Genomic DNA, 26,581 nt, shown 5'->3' with positions numbered 1-26,581 from the left:
CGGGGGAGGTCTCAGCGCCGCGGCGTCGGCGTCGGCGTCGGCGTCGGCGTCGTCGGCGGCGTCGTCGGCGGCGGGGTGGGCGCCGGCATCGACATCGCCATCATGTCGCTGTCCATCGGCAGCTCCAGCACCGACGGATTCTCGAAGCCCGACGGCGGCCCCATCGCACCGATGCGCCGGCCGCCGGCCGCGCTCGACAGGCCCGGGCGCAGCGGTGCCGGCGGCGGCGCATCAGGCTCGTCGACCGGGCGCAGCAGCGCCTGGCGGGCCGACAGCAGCGCGGACTCCGCCAGTGCACGGGCGCCGTCGAGCATCGGCTCCTCCAGCGCGCCGGCTTCGGTGCGCAGGTAGATGCAGCCCCGCAGCGTCATCACCACCAGCGGTGCGCTGTCACCGAGCCAGAGATTGGAGGCGCGGCTGACACGGCTGAGCAGATCGCCATCGAGCCAGCGCCGCGCATGCACCGGCGAGGACGACATCAGCACATAGCCGGCCGCCGACGAGGGCACCGGCACCTTCTCGAGCATCGACAGCCAGCGCACCTCCTCGGGCAGATCGGCATCGATGCCGGTCTGGTGCGCGCTGGTCAGTGTCTGGTAGGCCTCGCCACCGAGCTGCTGGGCCAGCCGGCGCGACATGATCATCATCTCCATCTGTCCGGGCAGCCCGGCGTCGATGCGGATGCGCAGCTCGCGCCCCTTGATGTAGGCCCGGTGCGAAGGGCCCCATTCCATGCGCCCGCGCCGGTCATCGCAGTCGAACTCGATCACCCGGCCTTCGCCGCGCCGCACCCGCTTGAGCTGATGGCCCCGGCTGTGGGCCCAGCCATCAAGCAGCCGCGAGTCGGGCTCGTCCTCCGGACGAGAGCCGAACATCTTCTGCAGCTTCTGCAAGGCCTTGAACATGGTGGACGGGTGAAGGCGGTTTCTCTGCCTCCTTATCGGCCAGACCGTGACAGCGCTGAAGTTCTGCCGGTTCTGCAGCTTCCCATGCTTTCCGGGGGAGGCACGCCAGCCCGCCATCGGTTCAGGCCGGCAGCGCGACGATCTCCAGCTCGACCGTCAGCCGCTCGCGCCCGCCGCCGCTGCGCACGCCGCGGATCGGCGAGCAGGCCGCATAGTCGGGGCCGACCGCCAGCCGCACATGGCGCTCGTCGACCCGACCGACATGGGTGATGTCGATGCCCAGCCAGCGGCGCGCGGCCGGATCGGGGCAGATCTCGGCCCAGGCATGGCTGGCCAGCGACTCGCTGCCCGGCGCATGGAAATAGCCGCTGACATAGCGGGCCGGCACGCCCAGGCCACGACAGGCGGCCACGAAGGCATGGGCCTGATCCTGGCACACACCCTCTCCGCCCTGCCAGGCCTGCGCCGCGGTGGTGGTGGCATGGGTGGCCCCCGGGCGATAGCGCACCCGCTCGGCCACATGGCGGGCCAGCGCCAGCGCCAGGTCTTCGTCGCGCGGCGCCTCCAGGCCGGCATCGCGCAGATCATGGCGCATCGCCGCATCCAGCACGGCCAGCGACGAAGGCGCCAGATAGACCCGGGGATCCGGCCCGGCAGGCTCCGGCGACCAGGCCTGGCCGCAGGTCTCGACCACGCCGGAGGCCTCGCAGCGCAACTCGCGCTCGCCGGCCTCGATGTGCATCAGATGGCTGCGGTTGCCCCAGGCATCGGTGTGCGGCTGCAGCCGACCGCTGACATCGAGGCACCAGTGGTGGACCTGCTGCCCGGCGCCGGAGCTGGGCGTCAGGCACAGGGTCTGGACCGCGGCGCGCAGCGGACTGGCGTAGCGGTAGCGGGTCAGGTGACGGATCTTCAGTTTCACGATCCGCACCACGAATGCAAGAAGCGCGCCCGCAACCGGGGCGCGCTCACTCCATCGGCATCACCGTCACGCCGACGCAGGGCACCGCACGGCCGCCGCCGCGGATCACCCCGCGCAGCGGCGCCACGTCGGCATAGTCGCGGCCCCAGGCCAGCGTCACATGGTCGAGGCCGGCCGGCACCGCATTGGTCGGATCGAGCGCGACCCAGCCATGCAGCGGGCACCAGACCGCGACCCAGGCATGCGAGGCGTCGGCGCCGACCAGCCGCGGCTGGCCCGGCGGCGGCTGGGTCAGCAGATAGCCGCTGACATAGCGCGCCGCCAGCCCGAGCGAGCGCATCGCGCCGATCATCACATGGGCGAAGTCCTGGCAGACGCCCTGGCGCTGCGCCAGCGCCTCGGGCGCGCGGGTGTTGACCGAGGTGGCCAGCGGCCGGTACTCGAAGCGGCGATGGATCAGGTGCATCATCGCCAGCGCCCCGGCCAGCAGCGGCACGCCGGGACGGAAGACCTCGGCGCCGAAGCGCGCCAGCGAGGCCTCGCGCGGCGCGTACAGCGAGCCCAGCGTGAACTCCACCGCCGGCTCGAAGCCGGCGCCGGGCCGGTAGTCGAGCCGCTCGGCCACCGCCTCCCAGGCCGGACTGGCCTCGGGCTGCAGCCGCGGCAGCGGCGCGATGTCGGCCACGAAGCTGGAACTGACCACCAGCCGGTCATGCACCCGCGAATGCGAGAAGCCCACCCGGTGGTTGCCCCAGGGATCGAGGCTCTGCTGCACGCCCGGCGTCACCAGCACCCGCTCGTCGCCGGCGCGCAGCAGCCCGTCCGGATCGTCGGGCTCGCCGGGCGCGGCCGGCGCGACATCGGGCTGCGGCGTGACCGAGAGCTGCCATTCCAGCACCTGCTGCAGCGGGGTGTGGCGCGGCCGCAGCATGCCCAGATGGTGGGCCAGCTCGACCGGCGCGTCATAGTCGTAGCAGGTCTCGTGCAGCACGCGCAGCCGGCGCGGCGCCTGTGCCTCGGCCGCTTCGGCGGCACGGGCCGTCTCGGAGGCTGGAGTTGCCGCCGCGATCGCGGGGCGCTCGGGCGTCTCGGGGAGCTCTTGGATCTCGGGAAGCGTCATTGCCAGACGGTGCGGTCGGCCGGGCCGACATGGGAGAACAGATGCCGGCTGATCTCGCCGGAGACGCCCAGCGCGGCCTGGTGGCATTCCTGCAGCGCGCTCATCAGGGCGCTGTGGCGGCCGTGGGCATCGCGGGTGCTGAGCGTCTCGAGCGACCAGTCCGACGGACTCGGCAGGGTCAGCGCGACCGCCTCGGCCCAGGCCGGATCGTGGCGGGCGAGCTTGCGCAGCCGCTCGCGCAGCGTGCGCGCCACCCAGGCCAGCGAGCGCGGGTTGTCGGTGTCCTGCACCAGCAGGTGCAGCAGCGGCGGCACCTCGCGGCGGGCCTGGAACTGCGCGCGGTAGGTGATGGTCGAGTCGAACAGGCCCAGCAGCAGCGCGAAGCCGTCGTCCAGGTCATGCAGCCCGGCCTGGAAGCCGGCCTCCAGCGCCTGCGCCAGCATGTCCAGCCGCTCGATCTGGCGCGCGACGCTGAGCAGGCGCCAGCCGTCGTCGCGGGTCATGCGGTCGGTCTGCGCGCCGGTGATCGCCGCCAGATGCAGCGCGGCCTGGTTGAGCACGCCCAGCACGTCGCTGAGCGGCTCGTGGCCCTCGCGTGCGCCGATGCCGGCGAGCTGGCGCGGGAACAGCTCGCTCAGGTGCTTGATCAGGCCCCAGTGCTCGGTCGAGAGCCGTTCGCGCAGCGCCTCGGCGCACTGGCGCAGCGCCTGCAGGTTGTAGGCCACGCTGAAGCTGCCGCGGGTGTCGCCGAGCGAATGCATCAATGCGCGCTCGAACACCCGCGCTGCCTGCGACGAGCCCTGCACCGGCAGCGGCACCGCCGCGCCGATCATGCCCTGCCCGACCAGCAGCCGGTGCAGCACCTGCAGCACCGGCGCGCTGCCCGAGGGCAGCGCCTCCAGCGCCAGCCGCGCCAGCCGCACGCTGTTCTCGGCCCGCTCGGTGTAGCGGCCGAGCCAGAACAGGTTCTCCGCCGCGCGGCTGGTGACCACCCGGCGCCAGCCGGCCAGATCGGCCGCATCGAGCGGACGCGGCAGCAGCGTGGTGGCGTCGACCTCGCCGTCGGTCAGCACCCAGGTGTCGGTGCTGGCCGAGCCGGACTGCATCGACAGATAGGCGTCGACGCCGCTGCGCCGCCCGGCCACCCGGGTCAGGCCACCGGGCAGCACCTGCCAGCCGCCGGCGCCGTCCGACATCGCATAGACCCGCACCACCACCGGGCGCGGCTCGAGCCGCCCGGCATGCCAGACCGGCAGCTCGGAGGGGCGCGCGGGCATCACCAGCGTGTGCGCGGCGCGGTCGGCGTCGATGCGCGCCTCCCACTCGCGCAGCGCCTGCGGGGAGAGCTCGCTGGTCATCACCGGCGCGAAGCTGCGCGTCACCGCACCGGCCGGGAAGGTCGGCACGATCAGGTAGTCGCGCAGCCGCGGGCGGGTGGCCTCCCAGACGCTGGCCTCGCCGCACCACCAGCTGGTGTGCGCCGGCAGCTTCAGGGGCTCGTCCAGCAGCCGGTCGGCGATGCCGGGCCAGAAGGCGCTCAGGCCCGGACTCTCGAGCACGCCGGCGCCGGGCGCGTTGGCCAGCACCACCTCGCCGGCCCGCACCGCCTGCACCAGGCCGGGCACACCCAGCGCCGAGTCCGGGCGCAGCTCCAGCGGGTCGAGCCACTCGTCGTCGACCCGGCGCAGCAGCACATGCACCTGCTCCAGCCCGCCGAGCGTCTTCAGATAGAGCCGGTTGCCGCGCACCGTCAGGTCCGAGCCCTCCACCAGCGTGATGCCGAGGTAGCGGGCCAGGAAGACATGCTCGAAGTAGGTTTCGTTGCGCGGCCCCGGCGTCAGCAGCGCGATGCGCGAGTGCGTCCCGGCCGGGCTGTCGCGCAGCAGGCCCTCGATCATCGTGCGGAAGGCCGAGGCCACCCGCTGCACCTTCAGCGAGCGGAAGGCCTCGGGAAACTGCTGGCCGATGATGAGCCGGTTCTCCAGCAGATAGCCCAGGCCCGAGGGCGACTGGGTGCGCTGGCCGACCACCCGCCAGCCGCCGTCGGGCGCGCGCGCCAGGTCGAAGGCCACCACATGCAGCCAGCGGTTGCCGGCCGGGCGCACGCCGTGCATCGGCCTCAGGTACTGCGGATGCGCCAGCACCAGCGAGGGCGGCAGCAGGCCGTCGTGCAGCAGGTCCTGCGGGCCGTAGAGATCGGCCAGCGTCGCGTCGAGCAGCCGCGCGCGCTGGCGCACGCCGGCCTCGATGTGGCGCCACTCGTCGGGCGTGATCAGCAGCGGCAGCAGCTCCAGCGGCCAGGAGCGTGCGCTCTCGCCGCCTTCGGCATAGACGTTGTAGGTCGCGCCGTCCTCGCGCACCCGGCGCTGCACCCGCGACAGGCGCGCGGACAGGTCCAGCCAGCCGGCCACGCCGTTGGCCTCGAAGAAGCGTTCCCACACCGGCGCCAGGCCGGAGGGGGTCGCCGGGGATCCGGATCCGACGAGCACCCCGCGCAGCTCGTCATGGTGTCCGGTCGTTCCGGCCAGCGCCGACGCGGCGGCCAGAAGGGCCGCCCCGGGCGTCTCGTCGGGAAGAAGACTCGATTGCATCGGCGCATCATGCACCGGAGCGCGGGACTTGCGCCTCCGGGAGAGCCGCAATCGTGTCCCGCCGCGTACCGGTATTGCAGTTCAGATCGACTGTCGCAGCGGCGTTCAGCCCCGGCGCAGGTCCAGCGTGAACGGGAACTCCAGGCTGCGCTTCGTCTCGCCGACGACCATGCGACCCGGGGTATGGCCCATCGCGAAGAAGCGCGCCAGGCGGCGGCTCTCGGCCTCGTAGGAGTTCACCGGGAAGGTCTCGTGGTTGCGCCCGCCCGGATGCGCGACATGGTACTGGCAGCCGCCCAGCGAGCGCTCGTTCCAGGTGTCGACCAGGTCGAAGGTCAGCGGCGCGTGCACGCCGATGGTCGGATGCAGCGCCGAAGGCGGCTGCCAGGCGCGGTAGCGCACGCCGGCCACATACTCGCCGACCCGGCCGGTGGGCTGCAGCGGCAGCGGCACGCCGTTGACCGTCACCACATGGCGGCGCTCGACCAGGCCGCTGACATGCACCTCGATGCGCTCCAGCGACGAGTCCACATAGCGCACCGTGCCGCCGATCGCGCCCTCCTCGCCCATGACATGCCAGGGCTCGAGCGCGCTGCGCAGCGTCAGGTGCACGCCCTTGGCCGAGACCTCGCCGACCTTCGGGAAGCGGAACTCGAAGTGCGGCGCGAACCAGGCGGCGTCGAAGCCGTAGCCGGCGCGCTGCAGGTCCTCCATCACGTCCTCGAAGTCCATGCGCACGAAGCTCGGCAGCAGGAAGCGGTCATGCAGCTCGGTGCCCCAGCGCACCAGCGGCGCGCGGTAGGGCTCGTTCCAGAAGCGCGCGATCAGCGTGCGCAGCAGCAGCTGCTGCACGATCGACATGCGCGCATGCGGCGGCATCTCGAAGGCGCGCAGCTCCAGCAGGCCCAGCCGGCCGGTGCTGGAATCGGGCGAGTACAGCTTGTCGATGCAGAACTCGCTGCGGTGCGTGTTGCCGGTGACATCGATCAGCACGTTGCGCAGCGTGCGGTCGACCAGCCACGGCGGCATGTCCTCGCCGTAGACGCCCTTGTTGCGCTCGATCTCGCGCAGCGCGATCTCCAGCTCGTAGACCTGGTCGTTGCGGGCCTCGTCCACCCGGGGCGCCTGGCTGGTCGGGCCGATGAACAGGCCCGAGAACAGGTAGGACAGCGAGGGATGGTTGTGCCAGTAGACCAGCAGCGAGGCCAGCAGGTCCGGCCGGCGCAGGAAGGGCGAGTCCGCGGGCGTGGCGCCGCCCATGACCATGTGGTTGCCGCCGCCGGTGCCGGTGTGGCGGCCGTCGAGCATGAACTTCTCGGTCGACAGGCGCGTCTTCCAGGCCGCGTCGTAGAGGAACTCGGTGTGCTGGACCAGCTGACGCCAGTTCTTCGCCGGGTGGATGTTGACCTCGATGACGCCGGGGTCGGGCGTGACCTGCAGCAGCGTCAGACGCGGGTCGCGCGGCGGCGGGTAGCCCTCCAGCACGATCTTCACGCCCTGCGCGGCCGCGGTGGCCTCGATCGCGGCGAGCAGCTCGAGGTAGTCCTCCAGGCGCGCCAGCGGCGGCATGAAGACATACATCACGCCCGACGGGCTGCCGACCTTCTCGGCCTTCGGACCGTTGGCGCGACGCGGATCGCGCACCTCGACGCACAGCGCGGTGCGGGTGATCCAGTGCGCCGACTCGAAGCGCTGCGGATGGCGCGCCAGCTCCTCGGCGCTCAGGCCGTCGAGCGGCGACAGGGCGCGCGCGCGGCCGGTCCCGCCGACGTCGCCATCCGACGCGGTCTGAGCGCGTGGGTCCCCGCCTTCGCGGGGATGACCGGCCGTGCTGCCGGTGGCGGTGCTGGCATCGGCCTGGCCGTAGATGTCGCCGAAGCCGTAGTCGCCGTCGAAGGCGCCGCCCTGCAGCGCCACCGTGCCGCCCTCGGCAAAGCCGCCGCCGGCCACATGCGCGGCGTACTGCTGGCGCACCACATGGGCGGCGGGCAGCGCGTCGCGCGGCGCGAACGGATCCTGCTCGATCAGGAAGGGATAGTCCTTCTTCGCCACCCAGGGCAGCGAGTCCAGCGGCAGGCGGTAGCCCATCGGCGAGTCGCCGGGCACCAGGTACATGCGCTCGTCGCGGAAGAACCACGGGCCGGTGACCCAGCGCGGGCCGTCCAGCGTCGGGCCCTCGGCCGGCTTGATCGGCAGCACGTAGCCGATCTCCTGCTCCAGGCCCTGGTCGAAGACGCGGCGCAGGCGCATGCGCTCGAGCTCGTCGTCCAGCCGCGAGTCGAAGGGGTCGACGTTGACCGGCAGGCGGCGCTCGCGCCACAGGTAGTACCAGGTGTCCTCGTAGCCGGTCTGCACGAACTGGTCGGTCAGGCCCAGGCGCGCGGTCAGGCCGAGCATGAAGCGCCTGGCATCGGCCGAGGTGTACTGGTGGTTGTCGCGCTCGTCGGCGAACAGCGACATGTCGTGCCAGCACGGCTGGCCGTCCGCACGCCAGTAGGCCGACAGCGCCCAGCGCGGCAGCTGCTCGCCCGGGTACCACTTGCCCTGGCCGAAGTGCAGGAAGCCGCCCTGGCCGTATTCGTCGCGCAGGCGCTGCACCAGCTCGGTGGCATAGAGCCGCTTCGTGGGGCCCAGCGCGTCGGTGTTCCACTCGGCGCCGTCGCGGTCGTCGACCGCCACGAAGGTCGGCTCGCCGCCCATCGTCAGTCGCACGTCGCCGCCGACCAGCTCGGCGTCGACCTGCTCGCCCAGCGCCAGCACCGCGGCCCACTGGTCCTCGGTGTAGGGCTTGGTCACGCGCGGGGATTCCCAGATGCGCGTGATCTTCATCTCGTGCGCGAACTCGACCTCGCACTCGTCGACCGCACCGGTGATCGGCGCCGCACTCGAAGGCTGCGGCGAGCAGGCCAGCGGAATGTGGCCCTCGCCGGCCAGCAGGCCGGAGGTCGGGTCCAGCCCGATCCAGCCCGCGCCCGGCAGGTAGACCTCGCACCAGGCGTGCAGGTCGGTGAAGTCGACCTCGGTGCCGCTCGGGCCGTCCAGGGCCACGACGTCGGACTTCAGCTGGATCAGGTAGCCCGAGACGAAGCGCGCGGCCAGGCCCATGTGGCGCAGCGTCTCCACCAGCAGCCAGCCGGTGTCGCGGCAGGAGCCCGAGGCCTTGGTCAGCGTCTCCTCCGGCGTCTGCACGCCCGGCTCCAGGCGGATGGTGTAGCGGATGTCGTTCTGCAGGCGCTGGTTCAGGCCGACCAGGAAGTCGATCGTGCGCACCTCGGTGCGGTCGATCGTGTCGAGGAAGGCCTGCAGCGCGGGCGTGGCCGGCGCCGGCTCCAGGTACGGAGCCAGCTCCTGCTTCAGGCCGTCCTCGTAGACGAAGGGAAAGGTCTCCGCGCCCGGCTCGAGGAAGAAGTCGAAGGGGTTGTAGACCGCCATCTCGGCCACCAGATCGACGGTGACCTTGAACTGCGTGGTCTTCTCCGGGAAGACCAGGCGGGCGAGATAGTTCGAGAACGGATCCTGCTGCCAGTTGATGAAATGCGTCTCGGGCTCGACGCGCAGCGAGTACGACAGCACCGGCGTGCGGCAATGCGGCGCCGGGCGCAGGCGCACCACCTGGGGCGACAGCGTCACCGGCCGGTCATACCGGTAGTGGGTGACGTGATGGAGAGCGACGTGAATGGACACGGCGTGATCTTTCTTCAAATGAAAAGACGACCCCGGCGATCGTAGTCACGGTGCATGACGGCACGGTGCACGACGCTTCGCCGGGGCAGGCGGGGCCGGCACGGGTCCGGTCCGCGGCAGGAATCAGCCCAGTCTTCAGACCGCGACCAGGAAGTCGCGGCTGATGCCCGCGCCCAGCTCGTTGACCCGGTCGAGGAACTGCGTCAGGTAGGCATGCAGGCCGGTGGCGAGAATCTCGTCGATGCGGCCGTATTCCAGATCGGCATGCAGCCGGCCGGCACGGCGCAGCGTCTCCGACGAGTGGTCGTTGGCCACCAGCTTCAGGTTGACCTCCACCTCCTGGGTGCAGGCCGCCAGCGAGCGCGGCATGTCCGGGCGCAGGATCAGCAGCTCGGCGACCTTGTCCGACTGGATGACATTGCGGTAGACCTTGCGGTAGACCTCGAAGCCGGAGACCGAGCGCAGGATCGCCGCCCAGTGGTAGAAGTCGTACTCCTGATCGCGGTCGTCGGCGGCGCCGTAGAAGTCGCTCTCGACCGCATGGAACTTGACGTCGAGCAGCCGCGCGGTGTTGTCGGCGCGCTCCAGGAAGGTGCCGATGCGCACGAAGTGCAGCGCCTCGTCCTGCAGCATCGTGCCGACCTGAACGCCGCGCGACAGGTGCGAGCGGAACTTGACCCACTCGAACAGCGCGCTCGGATCGCGCTCGAGCAGGCCGTCGCGCAGCAGGCGGTTGAATTCCAGCCAGGTCTGGTTGGTGGTCTCCCAGACCTCGGTGGTCAGCGCACCGCGCACCGCGCGGGCGTTCTCGCGCGCAGCGCGCAGGCAGCTCCAGATCGACGAGGGATTGCGCTCGTCACGGACCATGTAGGTCATGACGGTGGCGGCGGTCACGTCGCCATAGCGGCGCGCGAAGTCGCCGCTGAGCTCGGAGATGCTCAGCAGGCCGCGCCAGCCCAGCTCGGAGACCGCAGCCGACTGCGGCAGCAGCGCGGTCTGGTAGTTGACGTCGAGCATCCGGGCGGTGTTCTCGGCGCGCTCCATGTAGCGCGACATCCAGAACAGGTGGTCGGCGGTTCGAGACAGCATGCGAAAAATCCTTGGGTCTTGATTCTTGTCGGTTCTTGTCGAAGCAAGTCCGGTGTCCGGTCCTGGCGCGCGCTCAGTCCTCGAGCACCCAGGTGTCCTTGGTGCCACCGCCCTGCGAGGAATTGACCACCAGCGAGCCCTCCTTCAGCGCCACCCGGGTCAGGCCGCCGCAGACCATCTGCACCTCGCTGCGGCCCGACAGCACGAAGGGGCGCAGGTCGATGTGGCGCGGCGCGATGCCCTTCTCGACGAAGGTCGGGCAGGTCGACAGGCTCAGCGTCGGCTGCGCGATGTAGTTGCCGGGGTTGGCGATCAGGTGCTCGCGGAACCTGGCGATCTCGTCCTTGCTCGCGGCCGGGCCGACCAGCATGCCGTAGCCGCCGGCACCGTGCACCTCCTTGACGACCAGCTCGGACAGGTGGTCGAGCACATAGCGGAAGTCGTCGGCCTCGCGGCAGAGGTAGGTCGGGACGTTGTTCAGGATCGGCTTCTCGCCGAGGTAGAACTCGATCATCTTCGGCACATAGGCGTAGATCGACTTGTCGTCGGCGACACCGGTGCCGATGGCGTTCGACAGCGTCACGTTGCCGGCGCGGTAGGCCGCCAGCAGGCCGGGGCAGCCCAGCGTCGAGTCCGGGCGGAAGGCCAGCGGATCGAGGAAGTCGTCGTCGAGGCGGCGGTAGATCACGTCGACGCGCTTCGGCCCGCGCGTGGTGCGCATGAAGACGAAGTTGTCCTTGACGAACAGATCCTGGCCCTCGACCAGCTCGACGCCCATCTGCTGCGCCAGGAAGGCGTGCTCGAAGTAGGCCGAGTTGTACATGCCCGGCGTCAGCACCACCACCGTCGGGTCGTTGATGCCGCCCGGCGCCACCGAGCGCAGCGTCTCCAGCAGCAGGTCGGGGTAGTGCGCGACCGGTGCCACGCGGTGCTGCGCGAACAGCTCGGGAAAGAGCCGCATCATCATCTTGCGGTTCTCGAGCATGTAGCTCACGCCCGAGGGCACGCGCAGGTTGTCCTCCAGCACGTAGTAGGTGCCCGAGCCGTCGGGGTTGGCCGCGCGGACGATGTCGATGCCGGCGATGTGCGAGTAGATGCCGCCAGGCACGTCCACGCCGATCATCTCGGGCCGGTACTGCGCGTTGGCGAGGATCTGCTCCGGCGGCACGATGCCGGCCTTGACGATCTCCTGGCCGTGGTAGACGTCATGCACGAAGCGGTTCAGCGCGGTGACCCGCTGGCGCAGGCCGGCTTCCAGCTCGCGCCACTCGTGGGCGGGAATCACCCGCGGAATCAGGTCGAAGGGAATCAGCCGCTCGGTGCCTTCGCCGGAATCCTTGTCGCCATAGACGGCGAAGGTGATGCCGACGCGGCGGAAGATCATTTCCGCCTCCTCCCGGCGGGCCTGCATGACCTCCCCGGGCTGCTGCTGCAGCCAGCGCTCATAGGTACGGTAGTGGTCCCGGACGACCGGACCGCTCGCATTCATTTCATCGAACATCATTGTTCTCGTCGTGGTGGTTGAGCGTGCACAGGGTTTAGCAAGTTCAGGGCCAGTCACGGCCTGTCGTCCCCGGAAGCGGCTGATGCCAGTAGCGGATGCGCGCGTCCTGTTCGCACCACTCCGATGCATTCGCACCGTACCAGTGCCATGCACCACAGCGGTTCACATGGATCACTTTCGTACCGCGTGATTGCAGACGCTGCACGACCGCCACCGCCGGATGACCGTGCGGATTGAACCTCCCGGCCTGCACGATAGCCCAGCCCGGAGTCACCGAATTGACAAATTGCAAGCTCGATGAAGATGCACTTCCGTGGTGCGGCACCTGCATCACATCGGCCCGCAGGCGCCCGGACTGGCGCAAGACCAGCATCAGCTCCTGCTCCTGGCCGATGTCGCCGGTCAGCAGCGCGACCCGGCCGCCACCGGCCACCCTCAGCACGCAGGACAGCGCATTCGAGCCGGGCCGCTGCGGCCCGGTGCGGGCCAGGGCCGCAGCCGTCGGATGCAGGAACTCGAACTCGACGCCGTCGCGCTGCCAGCGCAGACCCGCCTGGCAAGGCTGGTGCGGCACGCCGGCCGCTGCCCTGCCGGCCGGGCGGCCGCGCAGCGCATGGCCGGGCTCGAGCGAGCTGTGCATCAGCCGCACCGGCAGCGCCGCCAGCAGCGAGGCGGCGCCGCCGCTGTGGTCGCTGTCGCGGTGGCTCAGCACCAGATGGTCGAGCTCACGCACGCCCAGGCGGCGCAGCAGCGGCAGCAGCACCCGCTCGCCGGCGTCGCCGGCCTCGCCCTGGCGGCCGTAGGCCGGTCCGGTGTCGTGCAGCAGATCGTGGCCTGCGGTGCGCACCAGCACCGCATGGCCCTGGCCGACATCGGGCACGATCAGCTCGAAATGCCCGGGCTGCGGCCGCTCCAGCGCCGGCCACAGCAGGGGCAGCAGCATCGGCACCGCCAGCAGACGCAGCGCCCAGGGCCAGGGCAGCGTCAGCAGCACCGCCGCGGCCAGACCCAGCGCCTGGGCCCAGACCGGCGCCGCCGCCGGACTCCAGGCCGCGCCCGGCCAGGCCAGCAGCGGCTCCAGCATCAGGCGCAGCAGGTCGATCGCCCAGACCGCCGGCAGCCACAGCGGCTCGAGCAGCAGGCCCAGCAGCGCCAGCGGCGTCACCACCAGCGTGATCAGCGGAATCGCCACCAGATTGGCCGGCAGCCCGACCAGCGAGATCTGCTGGAAGAACAGCAAGGTCCACGGCGCCAGGCCGAGCGTGGCCACCCACTGGCTGCGCAGCAAGGCGCGCAGCGACTCGCGCAGCCACGCCGCCCCGGGCTGCTGCGCCGGTTTCGTGCGCATCCGTGCGCCGGGCGGCTCCGAGGCGATCAGCAGCGCCACCGCGACAAAGGACAGCCAGAAGCCCGGCTGCAGCAAGGCCCAGGGATCGGCCAGCGCCACCACCGCCGCCACCAGCGCCAGCAGGCGCGGCATCGGCCAGTCGCGCGCGCCCTCGCGCAGCAGCGCCACCGTGGCCAGCATCAGCACGGTGCGCTGCGCAGGCACCCCCCAGCCCGACAGCAGCGCGTAGCCCAGCGCCGCCAGCACCCCGCCCAGCCGGGCCGCACGCGGCGCCGGACAGATCAGCATCAGCCCGGGCCCGGGCCCGTGCCGCCACAGCAGCGCGATCAGCACGCCGGCCAGCCAGGCGAACATCGTCACATGCAGGCCGCTGATCGCCATCAGATGACTCAGGCCGGCCAGGCGGAACAGCGCCCAGTCCTCGCGCTCGATCGCGCTCTGGTCACCCAGGCTCAGCCCGGTGATCACCCCGGCCGCCGGCCGCTCGCCCAGCACCGAGAACAGATGCTCGCGCCGATCCTGGCGCCAGCGGTCGATGCGTGCCTGGCCGGTCTCGGCCAGCAGCACCGGCCGGTCGGCCGCGACGCCGCTGCGCTGCACCACCCGGCCCTGGCCGCCCAGGCCCTCCTCGAGCGCACGCAGCGCCAGGTCCGGCCCGTGCAGCGGTGCCGGCGCCTCGACCGGCCGCAGCCTCAGCGCCAGTCGCCAGCGCTGGCCGGCGCGTGGCGCCCCGGCCCGAGGCGGCGGTCCGGACAGGCCGCTTTCGCCCCAGAAGACCTGCAGCCGGCGCGGCAGGACCAGCGGCACCGGCGCGGGCGCATCCGCCACGCGTGCGCCGCTCAAGGTGCCGGGCCAGCCGGCACGCTCCACCTCGATCTGGCCACGCCAGGCGCCCTCGCGCCAGACCGGCAGGCCGACGATCACGCCCTCGACCTGCACCAGCCGGTCCTGCAGCGCCGGATCGAGCCGGTCGCGCAGGCCGGCCTCGGCACGCAGATCGGTCAGCAGCAGCGCGACCGGTGCCAGCGCGAGGGCACCGAGAATCCGCGGCCAGCGGCGGCGCCCGCGCCCTGCCCGCAGCCCGATCCACGCCAGCAGGAGCAGCAGCAGCGCGGCACCCAGCAGCATCTGGCGCTCGGGCGGCGCCAGCAGGCGCGGCTGCTGGAGCTGCAGCAGCGTGCCCGCCAGCACCGCGCCGGCCGCCACGCCCAGCGGCATCACGGCCGAGACCCCGTGCAGGCTGCTGACCATCCGCCCTCCCTTTTCGGCTCAGTGTAGGATCGCGCCCAGCCGGGCGGTGCACGGGTGATCCGCGCTTGACAGCGCCAGCACGCATCGCCCCGGAAACGAAGAATCCCCCGAACCGAACCGATTCACGGAACTCCCGCCATGAGCATTTCCCAGCGCCTCCAGGACCTCGGCATCAGCCTGCCGCCGGTGGCCGTGCCGGCCGCCGCCTATGTGCCCTTCGTGCGCACCGGCAACCTGGTCTTCCTGTCCGGCCACATCGCCAAGAAGGACGGCAAGCCCTGGGTCGGCCAGCTCGGCCGCGACATGGACACCGCCACCGGCCGCGAAGCCGCCCGCGCCATCGCCATCGACCTGATGGGCACGCTGCAGGCCGCCGTCGGCGACCTGTCGAAGGTGCGCCGCATCGTCAAGGTCATGAGCCTGGTCAACAGCACGCCCGACTTCACCGAGCAGCACCTGGTCACCAACGGCGCCTCCGAGCTGTTCGCCCAGGTCTTCGGCGACCAGGTCGGCGCGCATGCCCGCAGCGCCTTCGGCGTCGCGCAGATCCCGCTGGGCGCCTGCGTCGAGATCGAGCTGATCGCCGAGGTCGAGTGAATCCGCGCCCGCGCCTGCTGCTGGCGCTGATGGCGCTGGCCTGCTTCGCCAGCGTCGCCGGCGCGCTGTTCGCGCAGCATCGCCTGGACATGCAGCCCTGCCCGTGGTGCATCCTGCAGCGCATTCTTTTCCTGCTGATCGGCACGGTGGCCGGCCTGGCGGCACTGCTGCCCGAGGCGGCGGGCGCTGCGCGGCTGTCGCGCCGGCTCTCGGGCGGGCTGGTGCTGCTGCTGGCGCTGGCCGGCACCGCAGCGGCGCTCTACCAGCACTTCGTCGCCGCGAAGCTGCCCTCCTGCGACCTGACGCTGGCCGACCGGATCATTTCCGGCCTGGGGCTGGACGCCTGGCAGCCGGAGGTCTTCGAGGTGCGCGCCTCCTGCGCCGAGGCCGCGGTGTCGCTGCTGGGCGTGCCCTTCGAGCTGTGGAGCGCGGCGCTGTTCGTGCTGCTGGGCGCAGCCGCAGTCCGTCTCGCACAAACGCGATGATGTGAAATACTTGGCAGAAACTGCCGCGTATTTCGCATGAAGACCTTTTTCCGTCGGCCCTCGTCCCTGCTGTCAGGGAGCGCTGTCCCCGCGTCGCGGGGGCTGGCTGAAGGCGGCCGGCACGGTCCAATTCCCGCATGAGCGAGCATGAGCTGAGCCGCATCGGCGCGGCGGAACAGGCCGAGCGGGTGGTGCAGCGTCTGATGCGCCGCTACAGCGCCGACACCCGCGGCCCGGCGCCGGACTCCAGCCAGGATCCGGCCTTCCGGCGCTGGCTGGCACTGGCCAGCGGCATGATGCCGGCGGCGATGGAGCGGGCCGAGCCGACCCTGGCCGACACCCGCCTGATTCCCACCGGCGAGGCGCGCCGGCGGCTGTGCGTGGCGCTGCGCACACCCGACCAGGCCACCGCGCTGGTGCTGGCCGACCCCTTCGACCGCGCCGAGCGGCTCTGGATCGAGGCGCGTCTGCGCCAGGAGGGACGGCTGCGCACCCGCTGGTATGTGGCGCCGGCACCGGCGCTGCTGGCCTTCGTCGAGCGGGTCGAGCAGGCCCGGCTCGAGCATGAGGTCAGCCGCTTCGGCGTGCGCGCCTCCCGCCATGACGACATCGGTGCAGCCGGCACGCCGGCGCTGGAGCCGCTCAACCGGCTGCTGCGCCTGGCGTTCGAGCGCGGCGCCAGCCATCTGCACCTGGACCTGCCGGCCCATGACCCGGCCGCCGCCTCGGTGCGGCTGCGCATCGACGGCCGGCTGCAGCCCGCCGGCCCGTCGCATCCGGACGACGAGCGCCCCGCCCCGGCCGGCGAGATGCTGCATGCGCTGGCCGCGATGCTGAGTCCGCAGATCCTTCGCGATGGCCAGCTCGACATCGTTCAGGGCGGCCGGCCGCTGAGCCTGCCGGTCGAGCTGCATCCCGGCCACATCGTGCTGCGGCTGCCGGACCGCGACGATCGGCAGCCGCCCCCCTCGCTCGAGGCGCTGGGGCTGGCGCCGGCCACCTGTGCCGCGCTGCGCCAGGCGCTGCGGCCGGTGCACGGGCTGACGCTGCTGGTGGCGCCTGCAGGCCAGGGACTGAGCACCCTGCTGCGGGCGCTGGCCGGACAAAGCCGTCAGGAAGGCCAGCTCGCGCTGGTGCTGGACGCGCCGGACCGCGATGCGGTCGAGCACGGCCTGAGGCGCGATCCCGACCGGCTGCTGATCGACCAGAGCGGCGAGATGAGCCCCGGCGCCGCCGAGCGGCTGGCCGATCTGGCGCTGGAGGGCCGGGCGCTGGTGCTGGCGGTGCGGGCGGCCTCGCCCTGGTCGGCCATCGAGCGGCTGCACCGCGCCGGCCTGCCGCGCCAGGTGATCGGCCGCAGCCTCGGCGGGATGCTGGTGCAGCAGCTGCTGCCGCGGATCTGCCCGCACTGCGAAGGCAGCGGCTGTCCGGATTGCGAGGGCAGCGGCCGGCTGGGCCGCTGCGTGATCGAAAGCTGGATCGGCACCAGCCGCGCGCTGGCCGAGGCGATCGAGACCGGCGCGCCGGCGGCCCGGCTCGACCGGCTGGCCCGACAGCGGCGCATCCCCGGCATGGCCGAGCGGCTGCAGCAGCGGCTGCGCTCGGGCGAGATCGCACAGGAGGATGCCGAGCGTGCCGCTCCGCTGGCGCCCTGAACTCTGGCTCGACCTGCGTGCACGCGGCTGCCAGGCCCGGCTCATCGGCGCGGGCTGGCGCGAGCGCAGCCTGGCCGCGGCCAGCGGCAGCGGGCGGGGCGCGGCCGCGCTGGGCGCGGCGCTGTCGGCGCTGCGCCTGGCCGATGTCGAGGTGCTGCCGGGCCAGGCCCGGCTGCGGGTGGCCGACGAGTACCTGCTGCACCTGCTGCTGCACCATGACGGCTCGCACGCCCAGGTCCGGCAGGAGGCGCAGCAGCGCTTCCGGGCGGTGCTCGGCGACGGAGCGCGGCATCTGATGCTGCTGCCGATGGGCCGGCAGCGCTGGCTCGCCAGCGCGCTCGAGGCGGCCGATCTGGCGACCTGGACCGAGACGCTTCAGCACGCCGGCCTGCGTGCCGGTCGGATCGAGCCGCTGCTGCATGCCGAATGGCAGCGGGTCGGCCGTCAGATCCGCGATGCCGACGCGGTGCTGGTGCTGCCGCGCGACGAAGGCGCGACACTGCTGCGCCTGATCGACGGCGAGCCGGTCGATCTGGCCTGGGAGCGCTTCGACAGCGAGGACAGTGCCTCGCTGGAGCGCCGGGTGCGGGCCTTTGCCCGGCTGCCGCAGGGACGCAGCCGCCGCCCGGCCTGGGCACAGACCGGCAGCGGCGGCGGCCTCCTCACCGAGACCGAGGAGGCTCAGGTGATCTACCTGCTGCCCGAGAGCGGCACGCTGTGCCGCTATGTGCGCGAGCGCTCCGGCTCCGGCGGCGGGCCGGACGGCCTCGCCGGCTGATCGGCCGCGGCGACGGAAGCAGCCGCAGTCGACTCCGGCTCCGGCTCCTGCGGTGCCATCGCCACCGCCACGCTGACCCGCAGCCCGCCGAGATCGGGCGAGCGATCGACCTGGATGTCGAGCTGCAGCGCCATCGCGATGCGCCGCACGATCGACCAGCCCAGGCCGCTGCCCGGCCGGTCATTGCCAAGCGCGCGGAAGAAGCGCTCGCCCAGGCGCTGCAGATGCTCCGGCGACAGGCCGGGGCCGCTGTCCTCGACGATCAGCCGGGCGCGGGGCACGGGCGTTTCCGTGCCGTCGGGCATCACCGACGTCGAAGTCTCGGCCTGTGCCGGGGGCAGCACGGTCACCCGCACCGTCGCGCCGGCCGGGCTGTAGCGCAGCGCGTTGTCGATCAGGTTGCGCAGCAGCACCGCCAGCAGCGTGGGCTCGCCGCGCACCTGCAGCCAGCCCGCCTCTTCCGGCGCCTCGAACTGCAGATCCTGGCCCTCCTCGAAGGCGGTGGCGGCGATCTCGACCACCTCGTCGCGGGCCAGCGCCACCAGGTCGGCGCGGCCCTGGCGGCACTGCGGCTCGGCCTCCAGCCGCGCCAGCGTCAGCAGCTGCTGCACCAGACGGGTGGCGCGGTCGCAGCCGGCCAGCGTCGCCTGCAGCGCATGGCGGCGCGCGGCCGGATCGGCCACCGCCAGCGCGGCCTGCGCCTGCGCGCGAATGCCGGCGATCGGGGTGCGCAGCTCATGCGCGGCATCGGCGGTGAAGCGCCGCTCCGAGCTCAGCAGCGCATGGGTGCGATCGAACAGCTCGTTGAGCGCCTGGATCAGCGGCAGCAGCTCGGCCGGCGCGTCGTCGATGCGCACCGGCGTCAGCTCGGCCGGATCGCGCGTGGCCAGCTCGCGCCCGAGCCGGTCCAGCGGCACCAGGCCCAGACGCACCGCCCACCACACGCTCAGGCCCAGCAGCGGCAGCGCCACCAGCAGCGGCAGCAGCGAGCTGCGCAGCACCGCCTCGAGAATCTCCTCGCGCGAGTAGCCCAGCTCGCCGATCAGCACGATCGCGTCGGAGGCCTGCCGCGGCCGGGCGGCATAGACCCGCCAGTCGCGTCCCGACAGATGGGTGGCGTGAAAGCCAGGCACCAGCGGCGCCAGCGGTTCGGCCGGCGCATTCCAGGAATGCATCTCCAGCACGCCGTCGCGCCAGACCTGGAAGGCCACCCGCGGCGAGTAGCGGTGCAGATTGGAGGCCGGCGGCAGCGCGGCCTCGCCGCCGTCCTCGAGCTGCAGCGCGATCAGCAGCGCGGCCGACTGCGCCAGATGGCCGTCGAGCAGGCTGTCGAGCTCGCGCCGGGTGTCAACCCAGGCCAGCACCGCCGCCAGCATCCACAGCATCGTCACCCCGGCCAGCACCCGGCCGAGCAGCCGCGCGCGCAGCGAGCTGCGCCGCGCCGGACGCAGCGGACTCACGAGGCGGAAAGCGGCATGCTGCCGGTGTCGGCGCCCAGCTCGGCCGCGGCCTCGGCAGGCCCGCTCTCGGGCGCCGGCGCCGGCGTCGAGGCGGCAAAGGCATAGCCGACCCCGCGCACCGTGCGGATGCGGTGCGAGCCGAGCTTGCGGCGCAGGTGATGCACATGCACCTCGATGGTGTTGCTGCCGACCTCCTCGCCCCAGCCGTAGAGGTGGTTCTCGAGCTGCTCGCGGGTCAGCACCCGGCCCGGGCGCAGCATCAGCACATGCAGCAGGCTGAACTCCCGGCTGGAGAGCTTGACCGCCTCGCCGTCGGCCCAGACCTCGCGCGAGGCCGGCTGCAGATCGACGCCGTTGCTGCTGAGCCGGTCCTGCGCCTGGCCGTGCGAGCGGCGCACCAGCGCGCGCAGCCGCGCGGCCAGCTCATGCAGGTCGACCGGCTTGACGACATAGTCGTCGGCACCGATGTCCAGTGCCTGGATGCGCTGGGGCACGCCGTCGCGCGCGGTCAGCACCAGCACCGGCGTGGCCACGCCCCGGTTGCGCAGGCTCTGCAGCACGTCGATGCCGTCGACCCGCGGCAGGCCGAGGTCGAGAATGGCGGCGGTGTAGGTCTGGTTCAGAAGCTCGCGCTCGGCGGCCACGCCGTCACGCACCCAGTCGACCTGGAAGCCCAGGGCCCGCAGGCCGGCACGCAGACCGTCGCCGAGCAGCTGATCGTCTTCGGCAAGCAGCAGTCGCATGATGTGGAAGATTTCTCGGTGGACAGGCCCCGATCGTAGCGGCGGGTGATGAATCCCGGCTTAGTCGCCACGGCGGGAGGGAAAAAAAAGGCCCTTCCGACGGAAGGGCCTGAAAGCCCGCGCCGCCGAAGCGGCACGGTGCGGGGGAACTGTGACGACTTCCGGGTTGTCGTCGCCGGCGCCGACGATCTTCATCGGCGCGTGCCCGATCATGCACCGAGGTGGCAGAGATCGTGCACAGGCTCACGGATATTACAAATGGTACCAATCATCTCAGATGGTCGACAGGTTACCGGAGAAATCTTGGATTGCATTAAGCCCCGGGCGATGCAGGCCAGGCCGCCAGACCGAGCACCTTCATCGTCGTCTCGAGCGGCCGGCCCTTGCGCGCGCGCCGGCCGACCCAGCCCGCCAGCGCGTTCGGCTTCAGGTCCTCGTCGCGCGGCCTGGCGCCACGGCCCAGGCCGCTGACACGCAGACCGCCCTCGCCCAGCACCGTCACCGCCAGCAGCGGATCGGCCTGCAGGTCGATGTCGGCCATCAGCATCAGGCCCCGACCGCCGCCGGCCTGGTGCTTGAGCTCGTCCAGGCCGAAGACCAGCAGCCGGCCGGTGGCGCTCAGGCAGGCCACGCGGGTGTGCCTGGCCTCCACCGGCACCGGTGCGAACCACTGCTCGCCCGGCTCCAGCGTCAGGAAGGCCTTGCCGCCCTTGTTGCGCGCGAACAGGTCGCCCAGCCGCGCCAGCAGGCCGGTGCCGCCGCTGTGCGCCATCAGCAGCATGCGGTCGGCCGGCCCGGTCAGGTAGTGCAGCACCTGCGTGCCCGGCTCCAGATCGATCAGCGAGGTGATCGGCGCGCCGTCGCCGCGCGCACCGGGCAAGGCGCTGACCGCCACCGAGTAGACGCGGCCGTTGCTCGCGCAGGCCACCAGGGTGTCGACGGTGCGGCACTCGAAGGTGCCGTGCAGCGCATCGCCTGCCTTGAACGCGAAGCCGGCCGGATCATGGCCGTGGCCGGTGCGCGCGCGCACCCAGCCCTTCTGGCTGACGACGACGGTGACCGGCTCGTCGGCCACCCGGACCTCGGCCACGGCACGCCGCTCGGCCTGGATCAGCGTGCGGCGCTCGTCGCCGTGCTGCTTCGCGTCGGCCTCGATCTCGCGGATGACCAGGCGGCGCAGCGAGGCCGGGTTGCCCAGGATGTCCTCGAGCTTCGCCTGCTCGCCGCGCAGCTCGGCCAGCTCCTGCTCGATCTTGATCGCCTCCAGCCGCGCGAGCTGGCGCAGGCGAATCTCCAGGATGTCCTCGGCCTGGCGCTCGCTCAGGCGGAAGCGCGCGATCAGCGCAGCCTTGGGCTCGTCGCTCTCGCGGATGATGCGGATCACCTCGTCGAGGTTGAGCAGCACCAGCTGGCGGCCCTCCAGCACATGGATGCGCTCGCTGACCCGCTCCAGGCGGTGCGCGGTGCGCCGGCGCACCGTGTCGAGCCGGAAACCAGTCCACTCGAGCAGCACCTGGCGCAGGCCCTTGGGCGTCGGGCGACCGTCCAGCCCGATCATCGTCATGTTGATCGGCGCCGAGCTCTCCAGGCTGGTGTGCGCCAGCAGCGCGGTGATCAGCTCGCGGGACTCGATCGTGCGGCTGCGCGGCTCGAAGACCAGGCGCACCGCCGCCTCCTTGCCGGACTCGTCGCGCACGCCGTCGAGCAGCGCCAGCACCGCGCCCTTGAGCTGGACCTGCTCGGGCGTCAGCGCCTTCTTGCCGGCCTTGATCTTCGGGTTGGTGATCTCCTCGATCTCCTCGAGCACCTTCTGGCTGCTGGTGCCCGGCGGCAGCTCGGTGACCACCAGCTGCCACTGGCCGCGCGCGAGTTCCTCGATCTTCCAGCGCGCGCGCACCTTCAGCGAGCCGCGCCCGGTGCGGTAGGCCTCGCGGATCTCGGTCTCGCTGCTGATGATCTGGCCGCCGCCGGGATAGTCCGGGCCGGGCACCAGCGCGTGCAGCGCGTCGTCGCTCAAGCGCTCGTCGCGGATCAGGGCGACCGCCGCCGCGGCCACCTCGCGCAGGTTGTGGCTGGGCACCTCGGTGGCCAGGCCGACGGCGATGCCGCTGGCGCCGTTGAGCAGCACGAAGGGCAGGCGCGAGGGCAGCTGACGCGGCTCCTCGGTCGAGCCGTCGTAGTTGGGCACGAAGTCGACCGTGCCCTCGTCGATCTCGTCGAGCAGCAGCCGCGCGATCGGCGCCAGGCGCGCCTCGGTGTAGCGCATCGCCGCCGCGCCGTCGCCGTCGCGGCTGCCGAAGTTGCCCTGGCCGTCGATGAGCGGATAGCGCAGGCTGAAGTCCTGCGCCATGCGCACCAGCGCGTCATAGGCGGCGGTGTCGCCGTGCGGGTGGAAGCGGCCGAGCACATCGCCCACGACCCGCGCGCTCTTGACAGGCCGCGCGCCGCCGGTGGCGCCGTTGCTGGCGCGCTGCGTCGCCAGCCCCATGCGGTGCATCGCGTAGAGGATGCGCCGCTGCACCGGCTTCTGGCCGTCGCCGACATCCGGCAGCGCGCGGCCCTTGACGACGCTCAGCGCATATTCGAGATAGGCCCGCTCGGCATAGTGCGCCAGCGTCAGCGCGTCATCGGCCGGGGTGGCGGGAGGAAGGGAAGAGAAGTCGATCGTCGTCTGGTCCATCGTCGGGCATCAGGCGTGCATGTGCACCTGGCGCCCGATTGTGCAGGACAACACGGGCCGGACCCGTGCGTGCGCGCGATCCGCCTCGTCGAAGGGCCGCTCCAGCGCGGTGCAGCGCAGCGGTGCGTCCAGGTCGATGCGGTCCGAGGCCGGGTCCGCAGCGGGGCCGCGTGCACGCTCGACCGGCTGCGCTGCCAGCGGCGTCCAGTCGGCGCAGGTGTCGGCGAAGCCGGGCGGCAGCAGGTCGTCGCTGCGCAGGCCGGAGATGCGCTGCGCGCGGCGTGCGGCTTGCACGACCTCTTCGGCCGCAGCCTCGAGCCGCGCAGCAGAGGCTGGCGCACCACCGCCGGCACGGCGGCGTCGCGGCGCGGCAGGATCGCGGTAGCGCTGCTGACGGCTGCGCAGATGGCGCCGCCCCGAATACAGCGCCAGCAGCACCAGGATCAGCAGCAGCTGGGCCAGAACCGACACCACGCCAAGATCGTCGAACATCGCCGGCCCCCGCCTGCTGGAATCGCCTCGATCCGTCCCGAAGGAACGGTGCTTCAGTCTCAGTCGAACTTGACCGACACGCCGGTGGTCAGCAGCGAGTCGCCCTTCTTGCGACCCAGGCCGGGGTCGGAGTTGTAGGCATAGGCCAGACCGACATTCAGGTTCATCGCGCTGGAGAGCGCCACCGCCAGACCGGAGCCGAAATGGGCACGGAACTCGCCGCGGTCACGCAGGTTCGGGTAGACGAGCAGACGCTGGTAGACGCTGGCGGTCTCGCTCAGGCGATGCTGAGACTCCTCGCCCAGCAGCAGCGAGGCGTAGCCATAGCGGCTGCGGGTCTCGCCGGCGACGGTGGCCGCATCGATGTAGCGGTCGGCATTCCAGGCCACGCCGCCGAAGACGTCGAGGCTGTGCTCGGGCGTGGCCAGCAGGTGCAGGCCCGCGCCGACACCGGCGACGCCGCGGACGGCCAGATTGGCCGGGCGGTTGCGCTCCAGATCGAGCAGGCCGAAGGCGAAAGTGCTCGGGCCCAGGTTGTAGTCATAGCGGGCGCCGGCGCGCAGCTGCTCGGCGGTGGTGGTGCCGGCGCTGCTGGCGTAGAGCGCGCTGGCGCTCAGGCTGAGTCGGTCCTGTGCGGTCAGGCGCACGCCCTGGCCCGCCAGCGAGAAGCTGGACGTGCGGCTGTTGCCCGACGAGTGGCTGGCGCCCAGGCCCAGCGCAGCGCGCAGACGGCCGTCGGCCTTCTGGGTGGCCTGCGGCGCCGAAGGCGCTGCAGTCTGGGCCTGGACCGCGCTGGCGGCCAGACCCAGCGACAGTGCGCTCATCAGCACCGGCAGCACGGGAGCGAGGAAGTTCTTCATGTTCGTCAGCCTGATCTCATCGACATCCCCCGCACTCCGGATGCCTTTCCCGGCGGCCTGCACGACTGCATGACTGCACGAAAAAAGATCCTCCCTGAGTGTTTGTCGTGGGCCGGCGATCTGCGGGGGGGAAACAATCACCGGCATGAGCATGATCGGCCGGTGCGGCCGCCACCGCACCGGCCCCTGGACCGGGCCGGTACCCGACCAAGGTCGGGCTCACCAGCTCGCGGCGTAGGAATCGGGATCGAAGCGCGGATGGCGGGTGATGGCGCCGGTGTCGACGAACTCGAACTGGTTCAGCTTCAGCTGGCGCAGCAGCATCATCGTCATCGGGCTCCAGCGCTCGTCCGGATCGCCCTGGACGAAGAAGTCGGTGCCGATGTCGGCGACATACAGACCGTGCTTCTGCATCGCCCGCGCGATGGTGCGCGCCTGCGCATTCCACCAGGACGGGATCTCGAAATCGGCACGCAGGCGCAGCAGCGCACCGAAGGGAATGCCCTCGGGCCGGGTGGTGCCGGCCGAATGGCGCGCCGGCCAGACATGGCGGCGATCGAGCACCGCATCGCGGAAGGTCACCCGCAGCGCATGTCGGATCACGCCGGACTCGACCTCCTCGGCACGCAGCAGCAGCGGCAGGATCGGCAGACCGGCGGCGTCGCCCGAGGTCCAGCCGTCCGGACGCATCGCCAGCGAGCCCAGATCCCAGGCGGCGGTCGCATAGGCGTTCCAGCGCCCGGCGCTGTCCTGGTAGCTGAAATAGCTCTCCCAGAGCCGGCAGGCGCCGCCGGCGCTCTTCTCCAGCACCAGCACATGGCGGTCGCCGCAGCGCGCCGGATCAGTGCAGTTGCCGCCCTCGACGCGGATCTGGCTGTCGAGCGGAAAGGGAAACCGCCGCCGTGACGCGATGACGCTGTCGCAGGCCCGGATCGACACCTGGCCCTGCTCGATGACCGCGCAGTCGCTCTGGTCGGGCGCGCCGGCGCCGTTGCCGTCGCGCGGATCGACGATCGCATGGCTGACCAGCGGCCAGCGGGTGCTGCGCTCGCTGCCGTCGACCAGGTTCCACGGCATGCCATAGTATTTGCCGACCCGGTTCGGGTCGGTCTCGCGGCCCCAGTCGGGATGCAGAGGCCGGCCCGCGCCGATCATGGCGATCCACTCGGCGCTGCGGGCATGGGCGGGAAAGCGCATCACGTCGTCGATGCGCTGATTGAAGATCGCCTGCGGCGGGAACATCGTGCAGCCGGCCAGCACCGGCGCAGCAGCCACGGGCATGGCGGAGCCCGGCATCAGGCCGGCCAGACCGGCCAGACAAGCCAGACGGCTGAGCAGCGGCCGCACAGGCGCGCAGAACGAAGATGCGGAAAAGGGTCGGGCGGGTCGCGGGCGAGAGATCATGGGGTTCGAGGTCGTCGGCAAGAAGAGGGAAAGCTCTCGCCGCAGTATCGATTCCGGATCTCTCGCCGACCTGAAAGGCCGCGCCCCGGGAACAAGGGGGAAATCTGGCAGATTTCCTGAATATCGAAAAAAAGTTCCTCCCTGCCAGTTATGTTCCCTGCGGGCCGTCCGCGGGGGGAGTGGACATGCGGCCCGCGAGGGGAATTTTCAGACAGGGCAGGCGCCGACGCCCCCGTCCAAAGCATGGCCCGGCGAATGAGCCTGCGCAGGGGCGCCCGTGCGGCGCGCGTCGCCGATCAGCCCGACATCAACCCGCCGGCGGCACCAGCCGGTGCTTGAGCGCCAGCAGCACCGCCTCGGTGCGATTGCCCACGCCCAGCTTGGACAGGATGTTGGTGATGTGGAACTTGACGGTCGGCAGCGCGATGCGCAGCTGCTCGGCGATGTCCTGGTTGGTCAGGCCGCGCGCCATCAGCGCCAGCAGCTCGCGCTCGCGCTGGGTCAGGTCAGCGCCGGGCTGGCCGGACTGCGAGGCGGCGATCAGCGCCTCGGTGGCCTCGGGCGAGAGCACACGGCGCCCGCCGTGCGCGGCGCGGATCACATTGACCAGCTCCTGCGCCGAGGCGGTCTTGGTCAGGTAGCCGCTGGCGCCAGCCTGCAGCGCGCGCTGCACCTCGCCCGGCTCGGTCAGGCTGGTCAGGATGACGAAGCGGGTGGAGGGCAAGAGCGGGCGCAGCCGCGTGATCGCCTCGATGCCGTCCATCTGCGGCATCACCAGATCGATCAGCACCACGTCGGGCATCAGCTCCGGCGCGATGCGGACTGCGTCGGCACCATGCGCGGCCTCGCCGACCAGCTCGAAATCGGCCTCGCCACGGACCATCGCGGCCAGGCCGCTGCGGATCATCGGGTGGTCGTCGACGATGAGAATGCGCAGCCGCGCATGGGGATGCGCCTGCGAGGCATGGGGGCCATTCATGGGCAAAGCTCTCTGTCTCTCGGAAGGGAGGAAT

At 71.8% G+C, this 26,581-nt stretch carries 19 protein-coding genes; 4 read left to right on the top strand and 15 right to left on the bottom strand.

The features are described 5' to 3' along the window. Positions 1-11: 11 nt before the first annotated feature. From NFT33_RS04640 to NFT33_RS04605, 8 genes are all read right to left on the bottom strand, one after another. Positions 12-905, bottom strand: a complete 894-nt coding sequence (locus NFT33_RS04640; protein WP_251673504.1) for a hypothetical protein — start codon at positions 903-905, stop codon at positions 12-14. A gap of 121 nt (positions 906-1,026) precedes the next feature. Continuing rightward, positions 1,027-1,827, bottom strand: a complete 801-nt coding sequence (locus NFT33_RS04635; RefSeq protein ID WP_251673501.1) for a transglutaminase family protein — start codon at positions 1,825-1,827, stop codon at positions 1,027-1,029. 46 nt (positions 1,828-1,873) lie between these two features. Then, positions 1,874-2,896 carry a transglutaminase family protein gene (locus NFT33_RS04630; protein ID WP_376744125.1) on the bottom strand — a complete coding sequence of 341 codons (1,023 nt, stop codon included), beginning with the start codon at positions 2,894-2,896 and terminating at the stop codon, positions 1,874-1,876. 47 nt (positions 2,897-2,943) lie between these two features. Beyond that, positions 2,944-5,538, bottom strand: coding sequence for a circularly permuted type 2 ATP-grasp protein (locus NFT33_RS04625; protein ID WP_251673497.1), 2,595 nt, complete (start codon positions 5,536-5,538; stop codon positions 2,944-2,946). 105 nt (positions 5,539-5,643) lie between these two features. After that, on the bottom strand, positions 5,644-9,222 hold the full coding sequence (locus tag NFT33_RS04620) for a transglutaminase family protein (protein ID WP_251673495.1): 3,579 nt from the start codon (positions 9,220-9,222) through the stop codon (positions 5,644-5,646). A gap of 135 nt (positions 9,223-9,357) precedes the next feature. Next, the gene (locus NFT33_RS04615; RefSeq protein ID WP_037480442.1) at positions 9,358-10,311 is read right to left on the bottom strand and encodes an alpha-E domain-containing protein; all 954 of its coding nucleotides are present in this window, start codon (positions 10,309-10,311) and stop codon (positions 9,358-9,360) included. A 73-nt stretch (positions 10,312-10,384) separates the two neighbouring features. After that, the gene (locus tag NFT33_RS04610) at positions 10,385-11,815 is read right to left on the bottom strand and encodes a circularly permuted type 2 ATP-grasp protein (RefSeq protein WP_149503438.1); all 1,431 of its coding nucleotides are present in this window, start codon (positions 11,813-11,815) and stop codon (positions 10,385-10,387) included. Positions 11,816-11,858: 43 nt separating this feature from the next. Continuing rightward, positions 11,859-14,414, bottom strand: coding sequence for a DNA internalization-related competence protein ComEC/Rec2 (locus NFT33_RS04605; RefSeq protein WP_251673493.1), 2,556 nt, complete (start codon positions 14,412-14,414; stop codon positions 11,859-11,861). 138 nt (positions 14,415-14,552) lie between these two features. Here NFT33_RS04605 and NFT33_RS04600 point away from each other — a divergent pair, with 138 nt between their 5' ends. The 4 genes from NFT33_RS04600 (at position 14,553) to NFT33_RS04585 (ending at position 17,929) form a co-directional block, all read left to right on the top strand. Then, positions 14,553-15,011 (top strand): RidA family protein, encoded by a 459-nt coding sequence (locus NFT33_RS04600; protein WP_149503437.1) that lies wholly within the window; start codon positions 14,553-14,555, stop codon positions 15,009-15,011. Beyond that, a complete protein-coding gene (locus tag NFT33_RS04595) occupies positions 15,008-15,496 on the top strand; it encodes a disulfide bond formation protein B (protein ID WP_251673490.1) in 489 nt (162 codons plus the stop codon). The genes NFT33_RS04600 and NFT33_RS04595 overlap by 4 nt, the downstream gene beginning before the upstream one ends. A gap of 137 nt (positions 15,497-15,633) precedes the next feature. Then, a complete protein-coding gene (locus NFT33_RS04590; RefSeq protein ID WP_251673488.1) occupies positions 15,634-17,151 on the top strand; it encodes an ATPase, T2SS/T4P/T4SS family in 1,518 nt (505 codons plus the stop codon). Further along, a complete protein-coding gene (locus NFT33_RS04585) occupies positions 17,129-17,929 on the top strand; it encodes a hypothetical protein (RefSeq protein WP_251673486.1) in 801 nt (266 codons plus the stop codon). The genes NFT33_RS04590 and NFT33_RS04585 overlap by 23 nt, the downstream gene beginning before the upstream one ends. On the opposite strand, the gene NFT33_RS04580 is transcribed toward NFT33_RS04585, so the two are convergent. From NFT33_RS04580 to NFT33_RS04550, 7 genes are all read right to left on the bottom strand, one after another. After that, complete coding sequence (locus NFT33_RS04580; protein ID WP_309296112.1) at positions 17,875-19,389, bottom strand: ATP-binding protein; 1,515 nt, start codon at positions 19,387-19,389, stop codon at positions 17,875-17,877. The two genes, NFT33_RS04585 and NFT33_RS04580, sit on opposite strands and share 55 nt — an antisense overlap. Then, complete coding sequence (locus NFT33_RS04575) at positions 19,386-20,132, bottom strand: winged helix-turn-helix domain-containing protein (protein WP_220787293.1); 747 nt, start codon at positions 20,130-20,132, stop codon at positions 19,386-19,388. Before NFT33_RS04575 ends, NFT33_RS04580 begins: the two co-directional genes overlap by 4 nt. A gap of 313 nt (positions 20,133-20,445) precedes the next feature. Next, positions 20,446-22,812, bottom strand: a complete 2,367-nt coding sequence (gene parC, locus NFT33_RS04570; RefSeq protein WP_251673484.1) for a DNA topoisomerase IV subunit A — start codon at positions 22,810-22,812, stop codon at positions 20,446-20,448. Between the two features lie 9 nt (positions 22,813-22,821). Further along, complete coding sequence (locus NFT33_RS04565) at positions 22,822-23,304, bottom strand: hypothetical protein (RefSeq protein WP_251673482.1); 483 nt, start codon at positions 23,302-23,304, stop codon at positions 22,822-22,824. A gap of 59 nt (positions 23,305-23,363) precedes the next feature. Beyond that, positions 23,364-24,164: a DUF481 domain-containing protein gene (locus NFT33_RS04560; protein ID WP_149503431.1), complete on the bottom strand. Its 801-nt coding sequence runs from the start codon at positions 24,162-24,164 to the stop codon at positions 23,364-23,366. 219 nt (positions 24,165-24,383) lie between these two features. After that, complete coding sequence (locus tag NFT33_RS04555; protein ID WP_251673481.1) at positions 24,384-25,445, bottom strand: hypothetical protein; 1,062 nt, start codon at positions 25,443-25,445, stop codon at positions 24,384-24,386. 430 nt (positions 25,446-25,875) lie between these two features. After that, complete coding sequence (locus NFT33_RS04550) at positions 25,876-26,547, bottom strand: response regulator (protein WP_251673479.1); 672 nt, start codon at positions 26,545-26,547, stop codon at positions 25,876-25,878. Positions 26,548-26,581: the final 34 nt, after the last annotated feature.

The organism is Sphaerotilus sp. FB-3 (genome assembly GCF_023706025.1).
Taxonomy (GTDB): domain Bacteria; phylum Pseudomonadota; class Gammaproteobacteria; order Burkholderiales; family Burkholderiaceae_C; genus Sphaerotilus; species Sphaerotilus sulfidivorans.
Note: the sequence above shows the minus strand (reverse complement) of the source record. Positions and strands in the feature narration are given on the sequence as shown.

Coding starts and splice junctions, on each gene's coding strand:
- NFT33_RS04640 (WP_251673504.1), bottom strand. CDS start 905: ATGTTCAAGGCCTTGCAGAAGCTGCAGAAGATGTTCGGCTCTCGTCCG.
- NFT33_RS04625 (WP_251673497.1), bottom strand. CDS start 5,538: ATGCAATCGAGTCTTCTTCCCGACGAGACGCCCGGGGCGGCCCTTCTG.
- NFT33_RS04615 (WP_037480442.1), bottom strand. CDS start 10,311: ATGCTGTCTCGAACCGCCGACCACCTGTTCTGGATGTCGCGCTACATG.
- NFT33_RS04610 (WP_149503438.1), bottom strand. CDS start 11,815: ATGATGTTCGATGAAATGAATGCGAGCGGTCCGGTCGTCCGGGACCAC.
- NFT33_RS04605 (WP_251673493.1), bottom strand. CDS start 14,414: ATGGTCAGCAGCCTGCACGGGGTCTCGGCCGTGATGCCGCTGGGCGTG.
- NFT33_RS04600 (WP_149503437.1), top strand. CDS start 14,553: ATGAGCATTTCCCAGCGCCTCCAGGACCTCGGCATCAGCCTGCCGCCG.
- NFT33_RS04590 (WP_251673488.1), top strand. CDS start 15,634: ATGAGCGAGCATGAGCTGAGCCGCATCGGCGCGGCGGAACAGGCCGAG.
- NFT33_RS04575 (WP_220787293.1), bottom strand. CDS start 20,132: ATGCGACTGCTGCTTGCCGAAGACGATCAGCTGCTCGGCGACGGTCTG.
- parC (WP_251673484.1), bottom strand. CDS start 22,812: ATGGACCAGACGACGATCGACTTCTCTTCCCTTCCTCCCGCCACCCCG.
- NFT33_RS04565 (WP_251673482.1), bottom strand. CDS start 23,304: ATGTTCGACGATCTTGGCGTGGTGTCGGTTCTGGCCCAGCTGCTGCTG.
- NFT33_RS04560 (WP_149503431.1), bottom strand. CDS start 24,164: ATGAAGAACTTCCTCGCTCCCGTGCTGCCGGTGCTGATGAGCGCACTG.
- NFT33_RS04555 (WP_251673481.1), bottom strand. CDS start 25,445: ATGCCCGTGGCTGCTGCGCCGGTGCTGGCCGGCTGCACGATGTTCCCG.
- NFT33_RS04550 (WP_251673479.1), bottom strand. CDS start 26,547: ATGAATGGCCCCCATGCCTCGCAGGCGCATCCCCATGCGCGGCTGCGC.